The sequence below is a fragment of the Pseudomonas sp. F3-2 genome (assembly GCF_038804275.1).
In the GTDB taxonomy this organism is placed as follows: Bacteria; Pseudomonadota; Gammaproteobacteria; order Pseudomonadales; family Pseudomonadaceae; genus Aquipseudomonas.
On record NZ_CP152388.1, the window covers coordinates 1,293,737 to 1,309,180 of the forward strand.

Genomic DNA, 15,444 nt, shown 5'->3' on the forward strand with positions numbered 1-15,444 from the left:
TGGTGCTAGAGTGTTGCCTGATGGAAGGCAATTTGCCACTCTACGCCATCGCTGTGGGTCCGATGGTGGACGAATGCCCGCTGTATCGCGTGGCGTTCGGTGCATTGCTACTGGATTCGCAACAGTCGAAATCGGGCATAAGGCCTTATGCGACATGCTTCACGCCGCGGAAAACCGGACGTTTCCTAAAACATCGGTGTGGGTTATAAAGGCCGCTTATGTACTCCAAAGGGGGTGAGGAATGGATTCAAAAGAGAAACAACTGACGGAACTGCTCGGGCTGACTGCCCGCACCCTGACGCACCTCACCGCTTCCATGACCTCGATGTCCTTCGAGCTGATGCGCAGTGAAGATGAAGTCACGCGCTCGGCAGGCCGTCGGATGATCGACCGTATGGCGACCATCAGTTCTGGTCTGGACGACCACTGGCGTCTGATCGGCGAACTGACCGGGGTGCAAGTGTCACAAGAGCAGGTCGAGACCGTTCACGAGATCCAGATGCAGCGCAAAGTCGTCACGCCCATCGGTGGCTCGGGGTCCTGATTCCCTCCTGATTGCCCCGGCGAGCTATCGGCTCGCCTGATGCCGTCCGATTCACGGCACTGAAGTCTCTGGCGAAGCACTGCGACAGGCCCCATAGTTTTGTAACCGCGATCGCCTCGATCGCCACACAAAAACATGAGACTGGCGATGACCAAGACTCTTCACTACCGGGCCTGTCACCTGTGTGAGGCCATCTGCGGCCTTGCCATCGAAACCACCCGCCAGGACGATGCCTCGACGCTGATCAGCTCGATCAAGGGCGACGCGCTGGATACGTTCAGTCGCGGACACATCTGCCCCAAGGCCGTCGCGTTGCAGGATATTCAGAACGATCCCGATCGTTTGCGTCAGCCCATGCAGCGCGTCGGCACGCAATGGAAGCCGATCGAATGGCACGCCGCTTTCGAGCTGGTCGCCGAGCGTCTGGCCGATGTCCAGCAGCGTTACGGGCAAAATGCGGTGGCGGTGTATCAGGGTAACCCCAGTGTTCACAACTACGGGCTGATGACCCACAGCAACTACTTTCTCGGCTTGCTGAAAACACGCAACCGCTACTCGGCGACTTCGGTGGATCAGCTTCCGCATCACCTCACCAGTTACCTGATGTATGGCCACGGCTTGCTGTTGCCGATTCCCGATATAGATCACACAGACTTCATGCTCATTCTGGGGGGCAATCCGCTGGCTTCCAACGGCAGCATCATGACCGTCCCCGATGTGGAAAAGCGCCTCAAGGCCATTCAGGCGCGAGGTGGCAAGGTGGTCGTGGTTGATCCGCGTCGCAGCGAGACCGCCGCCATCGCCGATCAGCACCTTTTCATTCGTCCGGGCGGCGATGCGGCATTGCTGTTCGGGATGTTGCACACGTTGTTCGCCGAGGGCCTGACCCGCGAGAGTCACCTGGCCGTGGATGGGCTGGACGAGGTGCGCAGTGCGATTGCCGAGATGAGCGCCGAGGCCATGAGCGCGCGATGCGGCATACCGGCCGGGCAGATCCGGCAACTGGCGCGGGACTTTGCCAGCGCCGGGAGTGCGGTCTGTTACGGGCGCATGGGGGTTTCGACTCAGGCGTTCGGCACGCTCTGTCATTGGCTGGTGCAACTGATCAATCTGGTCACCGGCAACCTGGACCGCCCCGGCGGCGCGTTGTGCACCCAGCCTGCGCTGGATCTGGTGGCTTCGACATCCGGCGGCGGTTTCAATCGTTGGCAGAGCCGTGTTTCGGGCTTGCCGGAATACAGCGGCGAGCTGCCGGTTTCAGCGTTGGCCGAAGAGATGCTGACCGAAGGCGAGGGGCAGGTAAAAGCCCTCATCACGGTCGCGGGTAACCCGGTGCTGTCCACGCCCAACGGGCGCAGGCTCGATGAGGCGCTGGAAGGTCTGGATTTCATGCTCAGCATCGATCCGTACATCAACGAAACCACGCGACACGCCGACCTGATCCTGCCCTCGACGTCCGCACTGGAAAACGACCACTACGACACCACGTTCAACATGTTCGCGGTGCGCAATGTCACACGTTTCAATCGCGCCATCCTGGCTAAACCCGAGGGTGCACTGCATGACTGGGAGATATTCGTCGGGCTGGCTCAGGCGTTCGCTGCCAGGACCGGACGTGAGCTGAAGCCGACGCTGTCGCCCGCGCAAATTGTCGATCGCGGGTTGCGTGCCGGACTTTACGGCGATGAATCGGCGCACAGACTGTCGCTGGAAACGCTGTACGCGCATCCTCACGGGCTGGATCTGGGGCCATTGCAACCTAATCTGGTGACCCGCCTGAAAACGGCGAATCAGCGCGTGCAGGCTGCGCCTTCGGTGATTCTGGCCGACCTTGCGCGGTTTGCGCAGTCATCCACACCACAGGCGGGCGAATTGCTGATGATTGGCCGCCGGCACGTGCGCAGCAACAACTCGTGGATGCACAACTACCACCGCCTTGTGAAAGGCAAGCCGCGTCATCAATTGCTGATGCATCCTGCGGACCTGGCCACGCGCGGCCTGAGCGACGGTCAGCGTGTGCGGGTGAGCTCACGCGTTGGCGTCATCGAGGTGGAGGTGTCGAGCAGCGCCGACATGATGCCGGGCGTCGTGAGCCTGCCCCATGGCTGGGGGCACGAGAGGGCGGGTGTGCGAATGGAGATAGCCAGGGGGCAGCCCGGCGTCAGCGCCAATGACCTGACCGACGAGCGGCAACTGGACGCCTTGTCCGGAAACGCCGCGCTCAATGGTGTTCCGGTGACCGTCGCTGCGGCATGACGCTCATCATATTTCTCACCGTGCTAAGGCCAAGACCGAGCTTTACGCTGGGGATTCCGTTACAATGCGCCACCGTGTCGACTCATACAGTCGTAAAGTTAAGCCGAGGTGCTCCATGGATATCATCGAAACGATCAAAGACCAGATTGCCAAAAACACCGTTCTGCTTTACATGAAAGGCGCTCCGAATGCCCCGCAGTGTGGCTTCTCGGCCAAGGCGTCTCAGGCACTGATGGCGTGTGGCGAAAAGTTCGCGTACGTCGATATCCTGCAGAACCCGGAAATCCGCGCCAACCTGCCAAAATACGCCAACTGGCCGACTTTCCCGCAGCTGTGGGTCGACGGTGAACTGGTGGGCGGCAGCGACATCATCGCTGAAATGCACGCCGCTGGTGAACTGCAACCGCTGATCAAGGCTGCCGTCGAGAAGAACGCGACTGCCTGATCCACCCGGTTACCCAAAAGCCCCGGTCTCGATCGAGATGCGGGGCTTTTTTGTGCGCGGGTATCGCTCAAATCAGACAAAGGCGGGTAGCCATTTGCGGAAACCCGCGCATAAAAAAGCCCCGCCAGGCTCACACCCGGCAGGGCATTTTTGACTGCGAAGCTGGAATCAGCCTTCTTCGCCCATCTGCGACTGCAGGTAGTTCTCGATACCAACCTTGTCGATCAGGCCCAGCTGGGTTTCCAGCCAGTCGATATGCTCTTCTTCGGATTCGAGAATATCTTCCAGCATTTCACGGCTGCCGAAATCACCCACGGTTTCGCAGTGAGCGATCGCCGCCTTGAGGTCGGCGTGGCCTTTACGCTCGATCCTCAGGTCGCATTCGAGCATTTCCTTGGTGTGCTCACCGATCAGGATCTTGCCCAGGTCCTGCAGGTTAGGCAGGCCTTCCAGGAACAGGATGCGCTTGATCAGCTTGTCCGCGTGTTTCATCTCGTCGATGGATTCGTGGTACTCGTGCTTGCCCAGCTTGTTCAGACCCCAATCCTCATACATGCGGGCATGCAGAAAGTACTGGTTGATTGCGACCAGCTCGTTTCCGAGGATCTTGTTGAGATGCTGGATGACTGTAATGTCGCCTTTCATTATCGAGGTCCTGTCGAAGGTGTTCGTATATAAGCCGCAAGTCTGAGCCCGATATAAACGCGTGTCAAACCTAAGTTATTGAATAATAAGTGAAAATAAATAGGAATAAGAATGTTTGTGTTCCGCATCTTGACGCTAAGCAATTGAATTACAGGCATAAAAAAACCGGACACAAGGTCCGGTTCTCTAAAATCGATTGACTCAGGCTGCTGAAAATTCTGCGGGATATGCGAGCGCTGCCTGCGTGGTCTGCAATTCGGTCAGGGTTTCACGTACCACTTCCTTCGCCAGGCAGGCACATTTCCCACATTTACTGGCGACACCCAGGGTCTCGCGCACTTCACGATAGCTGCAGCATCCTTCCATGATCGCTTCGCGGATTTGTCCGTCGGTGACACCTTGGCAGAGGCAGACATACATAAAAAGTAACCGTCGCTGAGTTATTTGCTCAATGCGAAAGATACTAATGTTAATGAGAATGCTTGTCAAAACTACTTCTGCTTCGTCCAATGACGACCGATGAGTGGTCAGATGAGGACCCGCATGATGATGAGTGATGGCGGATGCCAAGACGCTCTGTGCCGGGCCTTCCTGGAGTCGTGCAAGTTTGTGCAATAAAAAACCGGCCCAATGGCCGGTTTTTCAGCAAGCGCAGCACTCAGTCGTTGAAGTCGTGCCAGCCGCCCATTTCTTTCCAGCGGTTGACGATGCCGCAGAACAGCTCCGCCGTCTTCTCGGTGTCGTAGCGAGCCGAGTGAGCCTCACGACCGTCGAAGTCGATGTCCGCCGACTGACAAGCCTTGGCCAGCACAGTCTGCCCGTAGGCGAGGCCTGCCAGCGTCGCAGTATCGAAACTTGAGAATGGATGGAACGGATTACGTTTCATGTCCAGTCGCGCAACGGCAGCATTGAGGAAGCCCAGGTCGAAGCTGGCGTTATGGCCCACCAGAATCGCGCGCTTGCAGCCGTTGGCTTTCAACGCCTTTCGGATACCGCGGAAGATATCGGTCAATGCCGTCTCTTCGCTCACCGCCATGCGCAACGGGTGGTCGAGCTTGATCCCGGTGAACTCCAGGGCTGCCGGTTCGATATTGGCGCCTTCGAACGGTTCGACGCGGAAGAAATAGGTGTGCTCGGGAAACACGAACCCTTTCTCGTCCATGCCGATCGTCGTGGCCGCAATCTCCAGCAAGGCGTCGGTGGCCGAGTTGAAGCCACCGGTTTCTACGTCGACAACGACCGGCAGGTAGCCGCGAAAGCGCGCTGCCATCGGATGCCTGGAGCCTGTGCCGCCGCCAGAACCTTCCTGATCGTCGTCGTATTGGTCTTCACTCACGCGTGTTCCTCCAGCAGGCGCCAGCGCAGTTTCTCACCGGCGCGCAGCGGGATAACGGACAGCTCGCCGAACGGCAGGCTGGCAGGCGCCGTCCACTCGTCGCGAACCAGGGTAATGGTGTCGGTGTTGGCGGGCAGGCCGTAGAACGCTGGGCCGTTGAGGCTGGCGAACCCTTCAAGCTTATCCAAGGCGTTGCGTTGCTCGAATGCTTCGGCATACAGCTCGATCGCAGCGAAGGCGGTGTAGCAGCCCGCGCAACCGCATGCTGCTTCTTTGGCATGCTGCGCGTGAGGCGCCGAGTCGGTGCCCAGGAAAAACTTGCTGCTGCCGCTGGTCGCTGCATCCAGCAGCGCCACCTGATGGGTGTTGCGCTTGAGGATCGGCAGGCAATAGAAGTGCGGACGAATACCGCCCACCAGCATGTGGTTGCGGTTGTAAAGCAGGTGATGCGCGGTGATGGTCGCGCCGACGTTGGCCGAAGCCTCGTTGACGAACTGCACGGCGTCCGCTGTGGTGATGTGCTCGAACACCACTTTGAGGGTCGGGAAGCGCTCCACGACGCGACGCATGTGCTCATCGATGAAGATTTTTTCGCGGTCGAAGACATCGATGTCGCCGCGTGTGACTTCGCCGTGGATCAACAGGGGCATCCCGACTTCGGCCATGGCCTCGAGCACCGGGAAGATCTTGTCGACGCTGGTCACGCCCGAATCGGAGTTGGTGGTGGCGCCGGCCGGGTACAGCTTGGCAGCGTGCACGAAGCCGCTGGCCTTGGCGGCGCGGATGTCTTCGGGCTGGGTCACGTCGGTAAGGTAAAGCACCATCAATGGCTCGAAACGGCTGCCTGCGGGGCGCGCAGCCAGGATGCGCTGGCGATAGGCATCCGCTTGCTCTGCGTTGCGTACCGGCGGCACGAGGTTCGGCATGATGATGGCGCGGGCAAAGGTGCGCGCTACGTCAGCGACGGTATGGGGCAAAACAGCGCCATCACGAAGATGGATGTGCCAGTCGTCGGGGCGCAGGAGGGTCAGGCGTTCGGACATTGGGGATTCCAGGCGGGTCAAACTCGCTGGGAATGCTACCGGAAAAGACTCTTGCAGGCACTCGCTATCAAGTTTTGCAGGAAGCAACCGATAGCCCGCTGTAAGCAATGAATTTTGTAACGCCGTGAATTTTATGTGGAGCCTCCCGTGCGCCAGCGATATCTAGCCCTGCTCAGCGTGTTTGCCAGCCTGCCGGCCATGGCTCTCACTTTCCAGACCCGTCTGGAGAATATTGAGTGGAAGGTAGAAGGCGACCAGTTCGAATGCCGCCTGAGTCAGCCGATCACCGATTTCGGTGCGGGCGAATTCGTGCGTCGCGCGGGCGAGCAGGCGACTTTCCGACTGAAGGCTACCGGCTACAGCCTCGCGTCCGGTTCGGCCACTCTGATCGCCGCCGCCGCGCCGTGGCAGCCAGGGCGCAGTGACCTTAATCTGGGTGCAGTAAAAGTCGGCAACGGCGAGATTCCCTTTAACACCAATCAGGCGCAGGCTGGCCGGTTGATCGCGGGTCTGATGGAAGGGCGCAGCCCGGTGATTCGTCATGCACTGCGGGACGGCGGAGCGATGGAAGTGCGGTTGCTGCCCGTTAAATTCAGCAAAGCGTTTAGTGACTTCCAGCTGTGCACCGCCAAGTTGCTACCCATGAACTTCGAGCAAGTGCGCCAGGCCGAGATCGGTTTTCCCGGCGGCGGCATTGAGCTCGACGCGCAGGCCAAGCGCCGGCTCGATACCGTGCTCGCTTACATGAAGGCCGATCCGACCGTGAATCGGGTCGAGCTCGATGGCCATTCGGACAACAGTGGCAATCGCCTGACCAACCGTGACCTTTCGCGTCGCCGGGCGTTGGCAGTGATGGATTACCTCAAAGCCCAGGGCGTGCCCGAGGAACAGATCACGCTGCGCTTTCACGGCGAGCAGTACCCGCTGGTGCCCAACACCAACAACGCCAACCGTGCGCGCAACCGTCGGGTGAACATTCATCTGGATCGTGTGCCGGAGCCGCAACCTGCCGTGGCACCTGTTGCCGCGCCGGCCGTGTCGCCTGCTCCAGCGCCGGCCCCTTCGCCCGTGCCTGCTCCGTCGACGGCGTCAGGTGCCGCGCCAGCGAAGACCTCCTGAACGCTTGCTATCGAGTCGTGTGTTCGACAGATTCTGTCGCTTCGTCGTCAGAAGCTGTCGCGACACTGTAAATCCACGTGGTTGAACGGTAGAATCAGCGGTTTTCCGTACAACGCGTTGGAGTGATGGCATGGCGGACGTAAACAAGGTAGTTCTCGCGTATTCCGGTGGCCTGGATACTTCGGTAATCCTCAAGTGGCTGCAGGATACGTATAACTGCGAAGTGGTGACTTTTACCGCCGACCTCGGTCAGGGCGAAGAAGTCGAGCCAGCACGCGCCAAGGCGCAGGCCATGGGCGTCAAAGAAATCTACATCGACGATCTGCGCGAAGAATTCGTGCGCGATTTCGTGTTCCCGATGTTCCGCGCCAACACCGTCTACGAAGGCGAGTACCTGCTCGGTACTTCCATCGCTCGTCCGCTCATCGCCAAGCGTCTGATTGAAATCGCCAACGAAACCGGCGCCGACGCCATTTCCCACGGCGCGACCGGCAAGGGGAACGATCAGGTACGTTTCGAACTGGGCGCCTACGCGCTCAAGCCAGGCGTCAAAGTCATTGCCCCATGGCGCGAGTGGGATCTTCTGTCACGCGAAAAGCTGATGGATTACGCCGAAAAGCACGCGATCCCGATCGAGCGTCACGGCAAGAAGAAGTCCCCTTACTCGATGGATGCCAACCTGCTGCACATTTCTTACGAAGGTGGCGTGCTGGAAGACACCTGGACCGAGCATGAAGAAGACATGTGGCGCTGGACCGTCTCGCCGGAAAAAGCCCCCGACCAGGCGCAGTATCTGGAACTGACCTACCGCAACGGTGACATCGTCGCCCTGGACGGCGTCGAGATGACCCCGGCCACTGTGCTGGCGACGCTCAACCGGATCGGCGGCGAACACGGCATCGGCCGTCTGGACATTGTCGAAAACCGTTACGTCGGCATGAAATCCCGTGGCTGCTACGAAACCCCTGGCGGCACCATCATGCTCAAGGCGCACCGCGCCATCGAGTCGATCACGCTGGACCGCGAAGTCGCTCACCTGAAAGACGAGCTGATGCCGAAATACGCCAGCCTGATCTACACCGGCTATTGGTGGAGCCCTGAGCGTCTGATGTTGCAACAGATGATCGACGCGTCTCAGGCTCACGTGAACGGCGTAGTGCGTCTGAAGCTGTACAAGGGCAATGTCATCGTTACTGGCCGCAAGTCCGACGACTCGCTGTTCGACGCCAACATCGCAACTTTCGAAGAAGATGGCGGCGCTTACAATCAGGCAGACGCTGCCGGTTTCATCAAGCTCAACGCGCTGCGCATGCGAATTGCCGCGAACAAGAATCGCAAGCTGTTCTGATCCACTCCGTTCAAGAGCAGCCCTGTCCGGGGCTGCTCTTTTTCAACGCTTGCGCTGCTACCCTTCTTTGCTCTCGTTTTTACTTAGTGCTGCTGCGTGGCTTGCACAGTCATGGCTGGGCGCACCCGATCAATCGCGATCCGCTTTATCTTCTGGCGCCGCCTGCGCCATGTCGCCGTGTTCCCGGTTCTTGTTGAACTCAAAGCGATAGGCCTGACCGATATCCCAGACGTCCCTGACGCCCAGGCCCAATAGTTGGGCTATTTCCGGCACCGTATATCCCAACGTCGAGTAATGCATTGCATGACCGGCAACCACGTCGTCAACCGTCGTGGTTTCTCGGCTTCGAGTGCTGCGAGTCCGCCTCACAGGGCGGCTGTAACGTATCTTCAACCCGTTTTCACTGGCGAGGCGCTTAATGTCCTTGCGGTTCATTCGTAAGGAGTACTGCAACGCCGATACGCCGGCCCCCTTCGCCACGAGGCCCTTGAGCAGCTCCAGTTTGGTGTCCATCTCCAATTCGCAATCAGCTCCGCTCGCCGGCCCTGTCGGGTGCGCCGATTCTCCCGTTGTGCCTTCAGGAACTACATTGATGACGCCCCCGTGAGAAACATAATGCTCCACGGCATTGGCTATCTTTAGATGCTCAGCCGAGACGCCAGACGGATCTGTTTTTTTATTCATGGTTTATTCCTTTGAACGTGTTGATATACACGGCGCTGAAGTGCGCCGCAGTTCTGGATAAAAATAAACTTCGTATAAGAGGGTGCAGTCTTAAACCCGTTTATATCTTTCGTGCTATAAGCCCGGTAAGAGCATAAAAGAGTGTTAAAGACGCTAATTAATGAGTGCGTTGCAAGAAGGCGTCGTTATATCTGCGAATCGCCTGATGGCGTGCTTGAGAAAAAAGTAACGATTGGTAATTGCTTTGGCAAGTGAAAAATCCAGCGAAGCGGGGTTAGCGCTTTAATATTTTTTCAGCGGCAGATCCCGAGGTAATAATGGTCTGTTAGTTATGTAGTATTTTTCTGCTTCGCTATTCATTGCTGGATATCCGGCGCCCGATGGTATTACGTGAATGTCGGAGGAGCCTCGCAGTGTGGCGAACGGTCTTTTAACGTTAGTTGAAGTTCGCTGAGCCAGCGCCTCTGCGGTGTGTCAGCGTCGCTCAAAAAGACCTCGATTTTTGGGCAAAAATGTACCGATTCGGAAGCCTCCCAAGATGGGGTAGGAATCTTCCCAAAATAAATATGTATGAAAATGTGCGTGTGTAAATGTGTACTTTCAACGGAGACATCCGCCGCCGAGATATTTTTATGCTTGCAATATTTTTTGATTTTTGTTTTCTCACATGCTCGCAAGATCAGCTTATCCTGAGTTCAGAGCATGTCATTTGAAGTTGTGCAGGCATGCGTGACATGGTGGGGCAGAGGTGTTCTGAAAAGCGCCAGGACGACACGATTGACAACCGGGCGAACGAATTTCCGGTCTTCACCCATATGTCCGCCGCAGCTAACCCGTTCACCTGATGCTTCAATAAGGTATTTGTTGATGTTCCATCCTGTTGAGAAACTCGGTTCGTCGTCGAGATGGGCTTCCTCGCATTATGTTCTGGCGTTCGCCGGATGGACTGACGTCGCACGGGAAGCACCGATGAAAAAGATCACAATGGATGCGGATGTGGCAGGTTTTGTAGGATTTTTCTGTGGCTTGAGTGGGAAAGGTCTTTGCCTGCTAGTCCGTAGGGAGGAGCGCCATGCAAAGCACTAAACGACTAAGCTATTGTGCGGGCTCTGAAAATTCGAACTGCAAAGAAATGGACTGCTCATGAATAAAGTGTTGATCGTGGATGATCACCCTGTCATTCGGCTTGCCGTACGCATGTTGATGGAGCGGCATGGTTACGAGGTCATTGCCGAGACGGATAACGGCGTGGATGCCTTGCAGCTGGCGCGTGAACATTTGCCGGATATCGTGATTCTGGATATCGGGATTCCCAAGCTTGATGGCCTTGAAGTCATCGCCCGCCTGACGGCCATGACGCTGTCGTTCAAGGTTCTGATCCTTACCTCGCAAGCGCCCGGTCACTTTTCGATGCGCTGCATGCAGGCCGGTGCTGCGGGCTATGTCTGCAAACAGCAGGACCTGACCGAGTTGCTGAGCGCCATCAAGGCGGTGCTGTCCGGCTACAGCTATTTCCCGAACCAGGCGCTGCACACGGTGCGCTCAAGCCTGGGCAATGCCACCGAAGCGGAAATGGTCGACCGACTTTCCGGACGTGAAATGATGGTGCTGCAGCAACTGGCCCGCGGCAAAACCAACAAGGAGATCGCGGACGGCATGTTTCTGAGCAACAAAACCGTCAGCACCTACAAGACCCGCCTGCTGCTGAAGCTCAATGCTCACTCGCTGGTGGACCTGATCGAACTCGCCCAGCGCAACGGACTGGTATGAATGCGCGTGCTGCCAACCCGCCCTTAAGGTGGTGAGGCATCGTCGCGGGGGTGACCTGTACAGGCCAAAGCCTCTCGTGCGGTGGAGAGGCTTGAGGGGAGGGTGGTTCAGAGATCGAAATCGTAATCTGCCAACTGCCGCTGCAGTCGACGTTCTTCCAGCAGATTATCAATGGTGCGGCGTTTGCTGAGATTGGTTTTAGCCGTTTCTACCGGTACTTGCGCGGCTTCGTCAGAGTCTCCGGAAACGAAGTCGTCATCCACGTCGATCTGCTCTTTGTCAGTGCTCATATGTTGACTCCAGACTTAAGCTGTCATTGGCGCACCTTATAGCGACAAACTTCAGTCCGGTAAAAAAGATTTTTTCAATCGATCAACTAGCCAGCGACCTATCGCTCAATCGTCGGAGGTTTTGTGCTTGTACTCGCACAGGTCCTCAATCCGGCAGCTGCCACACCGAGGCTTGCGGGCAATACAGACGTAACGGCCGTGAAGAATCAACCAGTGGTGGGCGTCGAGCAGATAATTCCGAGGCACGAACTTCATCAGTTTGTTTTCCACTTCAACCACGTTCTTGCCCGGTGCGATCCCGGTACGGTTGCTGACGCGGAAGATGTGCGTGTCGACCGCCATGGCGAGTTGGCGAAACGCAGTATTGAGCACAACGTTGGCTGTCTTGCGTCCTACACCCGGGAGCGCCTCCAGCGCTTCACGCGTTTGCGGCACTTCGCCGCCGTGGAGCTCAATCAGCATGCGGCACGTCTCGATGACGTTCTTCGCCTTGCTGTTGTAGAGGCCGATGGTTTTGATGTACTCCGACAGCCCCTCCACCCCCAATGCGTAAATCGCCTGCGGGGTATTCGCGACCGGGTAGAGCCGAGCCGTTGCCTTGTTCACGCTGACGTCGGTAGCTTGCGCCGAGAGAATGACAGCAATCAGCAATTCGAACGGCGTGGTGTAGGCCAATTCAGTTTTGGGATCAGGATTGTCCTCGTGAAGGCGACGAAAGATTTCCAGACGTTTTGCTGCATTCATGAAAAGCGTATTCCTTGAGGAACGGTCGGGCGCGTGTCGCGGCTGCGGTAGATCGTGTGATGCATGGGCTCACCTCAAGCGGGCGTCAATCAGGTTTGCCGGTGGCCAGATCAAATGAAGCCAGATGCTCAGCAGCCTGATCGACTTCGTTGCCAAGCGCTGCAATGTGCTCAGCGCAGGCGTGAGCCGCAATGGCTTTATTCAGCGCGGCACGGCGCATCGCCAGCTGGATTTTCGCGCGGTTCATGCTCGCCGTATCGGCTTCGGCGGCGACCGGAGAAGGCGCCGGCTTCGGTGCTGCGGGAGCGCTTTCGAGTAGCTCTGCCAGTCCGCGTTCGGCTTCGTCAAATTCGCGCCCCAATTCAACCAACCTTGCCGCTTGCTCGGCCGTGGGTGGATGGCCAAACGCTTTGAGCGACTTGTGAAGCTGCGCCCGGCTCATGCTGACGTTAATGCGTGCCTGTTTGAGTGCCGCATCGTTGTCAGCGGCTCGTTGCAGACGGACGCGCTCCAGTGCCGCCTGCACCGGATCGGCGGGCGTGAGGCTGGCCGCAGGAGGCCGCTGCTGTCGGGCCAGACGCTCGGCCTGACGCTGTTTCTCTTCGCGTTCAAGGCGAGCATTGCGTGCTTCGAAACGCTGGCGTGCATGCCCGCGCTTGGTGGCCCGAGCGATGCGCTGAGCTTCGTTTGATGCAAGTCCACCGACGACAGGCACGACAGAGGCGATAGGCAGCGGATGCAGTTCGATGCAATCGACCGGGCAGGGCGCCACGCACAAATCGCAGCCAGTGCATTCATCGACGATAACGGTGTGCATGAGTTTGGCGGCGCCGACGATGGCGTCCACCGGGCACGCCTGGATGCATTTGGTGCATCCGATGCACTCGGCTTCGCGAATGAACGCGACTTGCGCAGGCGCGCTTCCGCGATCGTTATCCAGTGCGATGATGGGCACATTCAGCAGGCGCGCGACTGCCGCGATGGTTTCGTCACCGCCGGGTGGGCATTTGTTGATCGCTTCGCCGTTGGCGATGCCTTCGGCGTAGGGCTTGCATCCTGGGTGGCCGCATTTGCCACATTGGGTTTGCGGCAACAGGGCATCGATGCGCTGAATCAGGTTCATGCGTTGACCAGACTGGCGCTCCGCAGATCGCCAGCCACGTTCAGGGTTACTTGATGCGTTGACCTGGCTTGGCGCCGCTGTCAGGGCTCAGCAGGTAGATTTCTTCACCGCCAGGGCCTGCTGCCATCACCATGCCTTCGGAAATGCCGAAACGCATTTTCCGTGGCTTGAGGTTGGCAATCATCATGGTCAGGCGACCTTCGAGCTCAGCCGGGTTCGGGTAAGCGCTCTTGATGCCGGAGAACACGTTGCGCTTCTCGTCTCCGATGTCGAGGGTCAGGCGCAGCAGCTTATCGGCACCTTCGACATGCTCGGCTTTTTCGATCAGCGCGACGCGCAGGTCAATGGCGGCGAACGCGTCGAAATCGATCTCCGGCGACAGCGGGTCCTTGGTCAGTTCACCGTTGCCTTGCGGACCCGTATCGGTGGCGCTGGCTGCCAGATCTTCTTTCGAGGCAGTGGTCATGGCTTCCACTTTTGCTGGATCGATGCGCGTCATCAGTGCCTGGAACGGATTGAGCTGATGGTTGCTCAGCAGCGTCAGGTGATCGTCCCAGGTCAACGGCGCGACGTTCAGGAACTGCTCGGCATCAGCCGCCAGATTCGGCAGGACGGGCTTGAGGAAGATCACCAGCTGGCGGAACAGGTTGATGCCCAGCGCGCAGATGGCCTGAACTTCGTCCTGTTTGCCTTCTTGCTTGGCCAGCGACCACGGCGCTTTGTCGGCGATCCAGGCGTTGGCGCGATCGGCCAGCGCCATGATTTCCCGCATGGCCCGCGCAAAGTCCCGTGCCTCATAAGCCTCGGCGATGCTCGGCGCGGCGGCGAGGAAGGCATCGGTCAGCTCCGGCGCGGCATTGCCCGCCACCAGCACGCCTGCGTTGCCCTTATGGATGAAGCCTGCACAGCGGCTTGCGATGTTGACCACTTTGCCGATCAGGTCGGAATTGACCTTTTGCACGAAGTCTTCGAGATTCAGGTCCAGATCGTCGACGCCGCGGCCCAGCTTGGCTGCGTAGTAATAGCGCAGGTATTCGGGCGAGAGGTGCTCAAGGTAGGTGCGCGCCTTGATGAACGTGCCGCGGGATTTCGACATCTTCTGGCCGTTGACCGTCAGGTAGCCGTGGACATTGATCGCGGTGGGCTTGCGGAAGCCCGAACCTTCGAGCATGGCCGGCCAGAACAGGGCGTGGAAATTGACGATGTCCTTGCCGATGAAATGGTAAAGCTCGGTCGTGGAATCCTTGTTCCAGAATGCGTCGAAGTCCAGACCTGGCGTGCGATCGCACAGGTTCTTGAAGCTCGCCATGTAGCCGATGGGTGCATCCAGCCACACGTAGAAGTACTTGCCAGGCTCACCCGGAATCTCGAAACCGAAATACGGCGCATCGCGGGAGATGTCCCACTGCTGCAGGCCCGAGTCCAGCCACTCCGACAACTTGTTGGCCACAGCGTCCTGCAGGGTGCCGCTGCGGGTCCAGCTCTTGAGCATGGCGTCGAAGGCGGGCAGGTCGAAGAAGAAGTGCTTGGAATCCTTGAGAACGGGCGTGGCTCCGGAAATCGCCGATTTCGGGTCTTTCAGGTCGGTCGGTGCGTAAGTAGCGCCGCATTTCTCGCAGTTGTCGCCGTACTGATCTTCAGTGCCGCATTTCGGGCAGGTGCCTTTGATGAAGCGGTCGGCCAGGAACATTTTCTTTTCCGGGTCGAAATACTGCGTGACCGAGCGCGTGGCGATGTGGCCAGCGTCGCGCAGACGTGTGTAGATCAGGCTCGACAGCTCGCGGTTTTCTTCGGCGTGAGTGGAATGGAAGTTGTCGAAGTTGACCAGGAAGTCGGCAAAGTCGGCGCTGTGTTCAGCCTGAACGTTGGCGATCAGTTGCTCCGGGGTGATGCCTTCCTTTTCTGCACGCAGCATGATGGCCGAGCCATGGGCGTCGTCCGCGCACACATAAATGCACTGGTTGCCGCGGTGCTTCTGGAAGCGCACCCACATGTCGGTCTGGATGTACTCGAGCATGTGGCCAAGGTGAATGGAACCATTGGCATAGGGCAGGGCGCTGGTGACGAGAATCTTGCGTGGCTCGGACATGGGGCTCG

At 58.3% G+C, this 15,444-nt stretch carries 15 protein-coding genes; 6 read left to right on the plus strand and 9 right to left on the minus strand.

The features are described from left to right. Positions 1 to 241: 241 nt before the first annotated feature. From AAGQ88_RS05875 to grxD, 3 genes are all read left to right on the plus strand, one after another. Positions 242 to 544 carry a hypothetical protein gene (locus AAGQ88_RS05875; RefSeq protein ID WP_342654693.1) on the plus strand — a complete coding sequence of 101 codons (303 nt, stop codon included), beginning with the start codon at positions 242 to 244 and terminating at the stop codon, positions 542 to 544. Positions 545 to 691: 147 nt separating this feature from the next. Then, the gene (locus tag AAGQ88_RS05880; protein WP_342654694.1) at positions 692 to 2,800 is read left to right on the plus strand and encodes a molybdopterin oxidoreductase family protein; all 2,109 of its coding nucleotides are present in this window, start codon (positions 692 to 694) and stop codon (positions 2,798 to 2,800) included. Between the two features lie 115 nt (positions 2,801 to 2,915). Beyond that, a complete protein-coding gene (gene grxD / locus AAGQ88_RS05885) occupies positions 2,916 to 3,245 on the plus strand; it encodes a Grx4 family monothiol glutaredoxin (protein ID WP_110950078.1) in 330 nt (109 codons plus the stop codon). Positions 3,246 to 3,413: 168 nt separating this feature from the next. Here the strand turns inward: grxD and bfr are convergent, their stop codons facing one another. From bfr to pyrC, 4 genes are all read right to left on the minus strand, one after another. After that, entirely contained in the window at positions 3,414 to 3,890 is a 477-nt protein-coding gene (gene bfr, locus AAGQ88_RS05890) for a bacterioferritin (RefSeq protein ID WP_037012292.1), read from the minus strand. A 201-nt stretch (positions 3,891 to 4,091) separates the two neighbouring features. Further along, the gene (locus AAGQ88_RS05895) at positions 4,092 to 4,310 is read right to left on the minus strand and encodes a bacterioferritin-associated ferredoxin (protein WP_092410435.1); all 219 of its coding nucleotides are present in this window, start codon (positions 4,308 to 4,310) and stop codon (positions 4,092 to 4,094) included. 238 nt (positions 4,311 to 4,548) lie between these two features. Then, entirely contained in the window at positions 4,549 to 5,226 is a 678-nt protein-coding gene (rnt, locus tag AAGQ88_RS05900) for a ribonuclease T (RefSeq protein WP_342654695.1), read from the minus strand. Further along, on the minus strand, positions 5,223 to 6,269 hold the full coding sequence (gene pyrC / locus AAGQ88_RS05905) for a dihydroorotase (protein WP_342654696.1): 1,047 nt from the start codon (positions 6,267 to 6,269) through the stop codon (positions 5,223 to 5,225). The genes rnt and pyrC overlap by 4 nt, the downstream gene beginning before the upstream one ends. Before the next feature lie 147 nt (positions 6,270 to 6,416). Between pyrC and AAGQ88_RS05910 the strand changes: the two genes are divergently transcribed. Beyond that, positions 6,417 to 7,388: an OmpA family protein gene (locus AAGQ88_RS05910; RefSeq protein WP_342654697.1), complete on the plus strand. Its 972-nt coding sequence runs from the start codon at positions 6,417 to 6,419 to the stop codon at positions 7,386 to 7,388. Positions 7,389 to 7,518: 130 nt separating this feature from the next. Then, complete coding sequence (locus AAGQ88_RS05915) at positions 7,519 to 8,736, plus strand: argininosuccinate synthase (protein ID WP_062387973.1); 1,218 nt, start codon at positions 7,519 to 7,521, stop codon at positions 8,734 to 8,736. 129 nt (positions 8,737 to 8,865) lie between these two features. Here AAGQ88_RS05915 and AAGQ88_RS05920 read toward each other — a convergent pair whose 3' ends face one another. Next, a complete protein-coding gene (locus AAGQ88_RS05920) occupies positions 8,866 to 9,420 on the minus strand; it encodes a hypothetical protein (RefSeq protein WP_342654698.1) in 555 nt (184 codons plus the stop codon). 1,143 nt (positions 9,421 to 10,563) lie between these two features. Between AAGQ88_RS05920 and AAGQ88_RS05925 the strand changes: the two genes are divergently transcribed. Beyond that, complete coding sequence (locus AAGQ88_RS05925) at positions 10,564 to 11,190, plus strand: response regulator transcription factor (RefSeq protein WP_093461208.1); 627 nt, start codon at positions 10,564 to 10,566, stop codon at positions 11,188 to 11,190. A gap of 107 nt (positions 11,191 to 11,297) precedes the next feature. Here the strand turns inward: AAGQ88_RS05925 and AAGQ88_RS05930 are convergent, their stop codons facing one another. The 4 genes from AAGQ88_RS05930 to metG all read right to left on the minus strand — a co-directional run bounded on the left by AAGQ88_RS05930 (position 11,298) and on the right by metG (position 15,436). Then, positions 11,298 to 11,480, minus strand: coding sequence for a hypothetical protein (locus AAGQ88_RS05930; RefSeq protein WP_342654699.1), 183 nt, complete (start codon positions 11,478 to 11,480; stop codon positions 11,298 to 11,300). 105 nt (positions 11,481 to 11,585) lie between these two features. Continuing rightward, positions 11,586 to 12,224, minus strand: a complete 639-nt coding sequence (gene nth, locus AAGQ88_RS05935; protein ID WP_342654700.1) for an endonuclease III — start codon at positions 12,222 to 12,224, stop codon at positions 11,586 to 11,588. Between the two features lie 85 nt (positions 12,225 to 12,309). Next, a complete protein-coding gene (rsxB, locus tag AAGQ88_RS05940) occupies positions 12,310 to 13,347 on the minus strand; it encodes an electron transport complex subunit RsxB (RefSeq protein ID WP_342654701.1) in 1,038 nt (345 codons plus the stop codon). 46 nt (positions 13,348 to 13,393) lie between these two features. Beyond that, positions 13,394 to 15,436, minus strand: a complete 2,043-nt coding sequence (metG, locus tag AAGQ88_RS05945; RefSeq protein ID WP_342654702.1) for a methionine--tRNA ligase — start codon at positions 15,434 to 15,436, stop codon at positions 13,394 to 13,396. Positions 15,437 to 15,444: the final 8 nt, after the last annotated feature.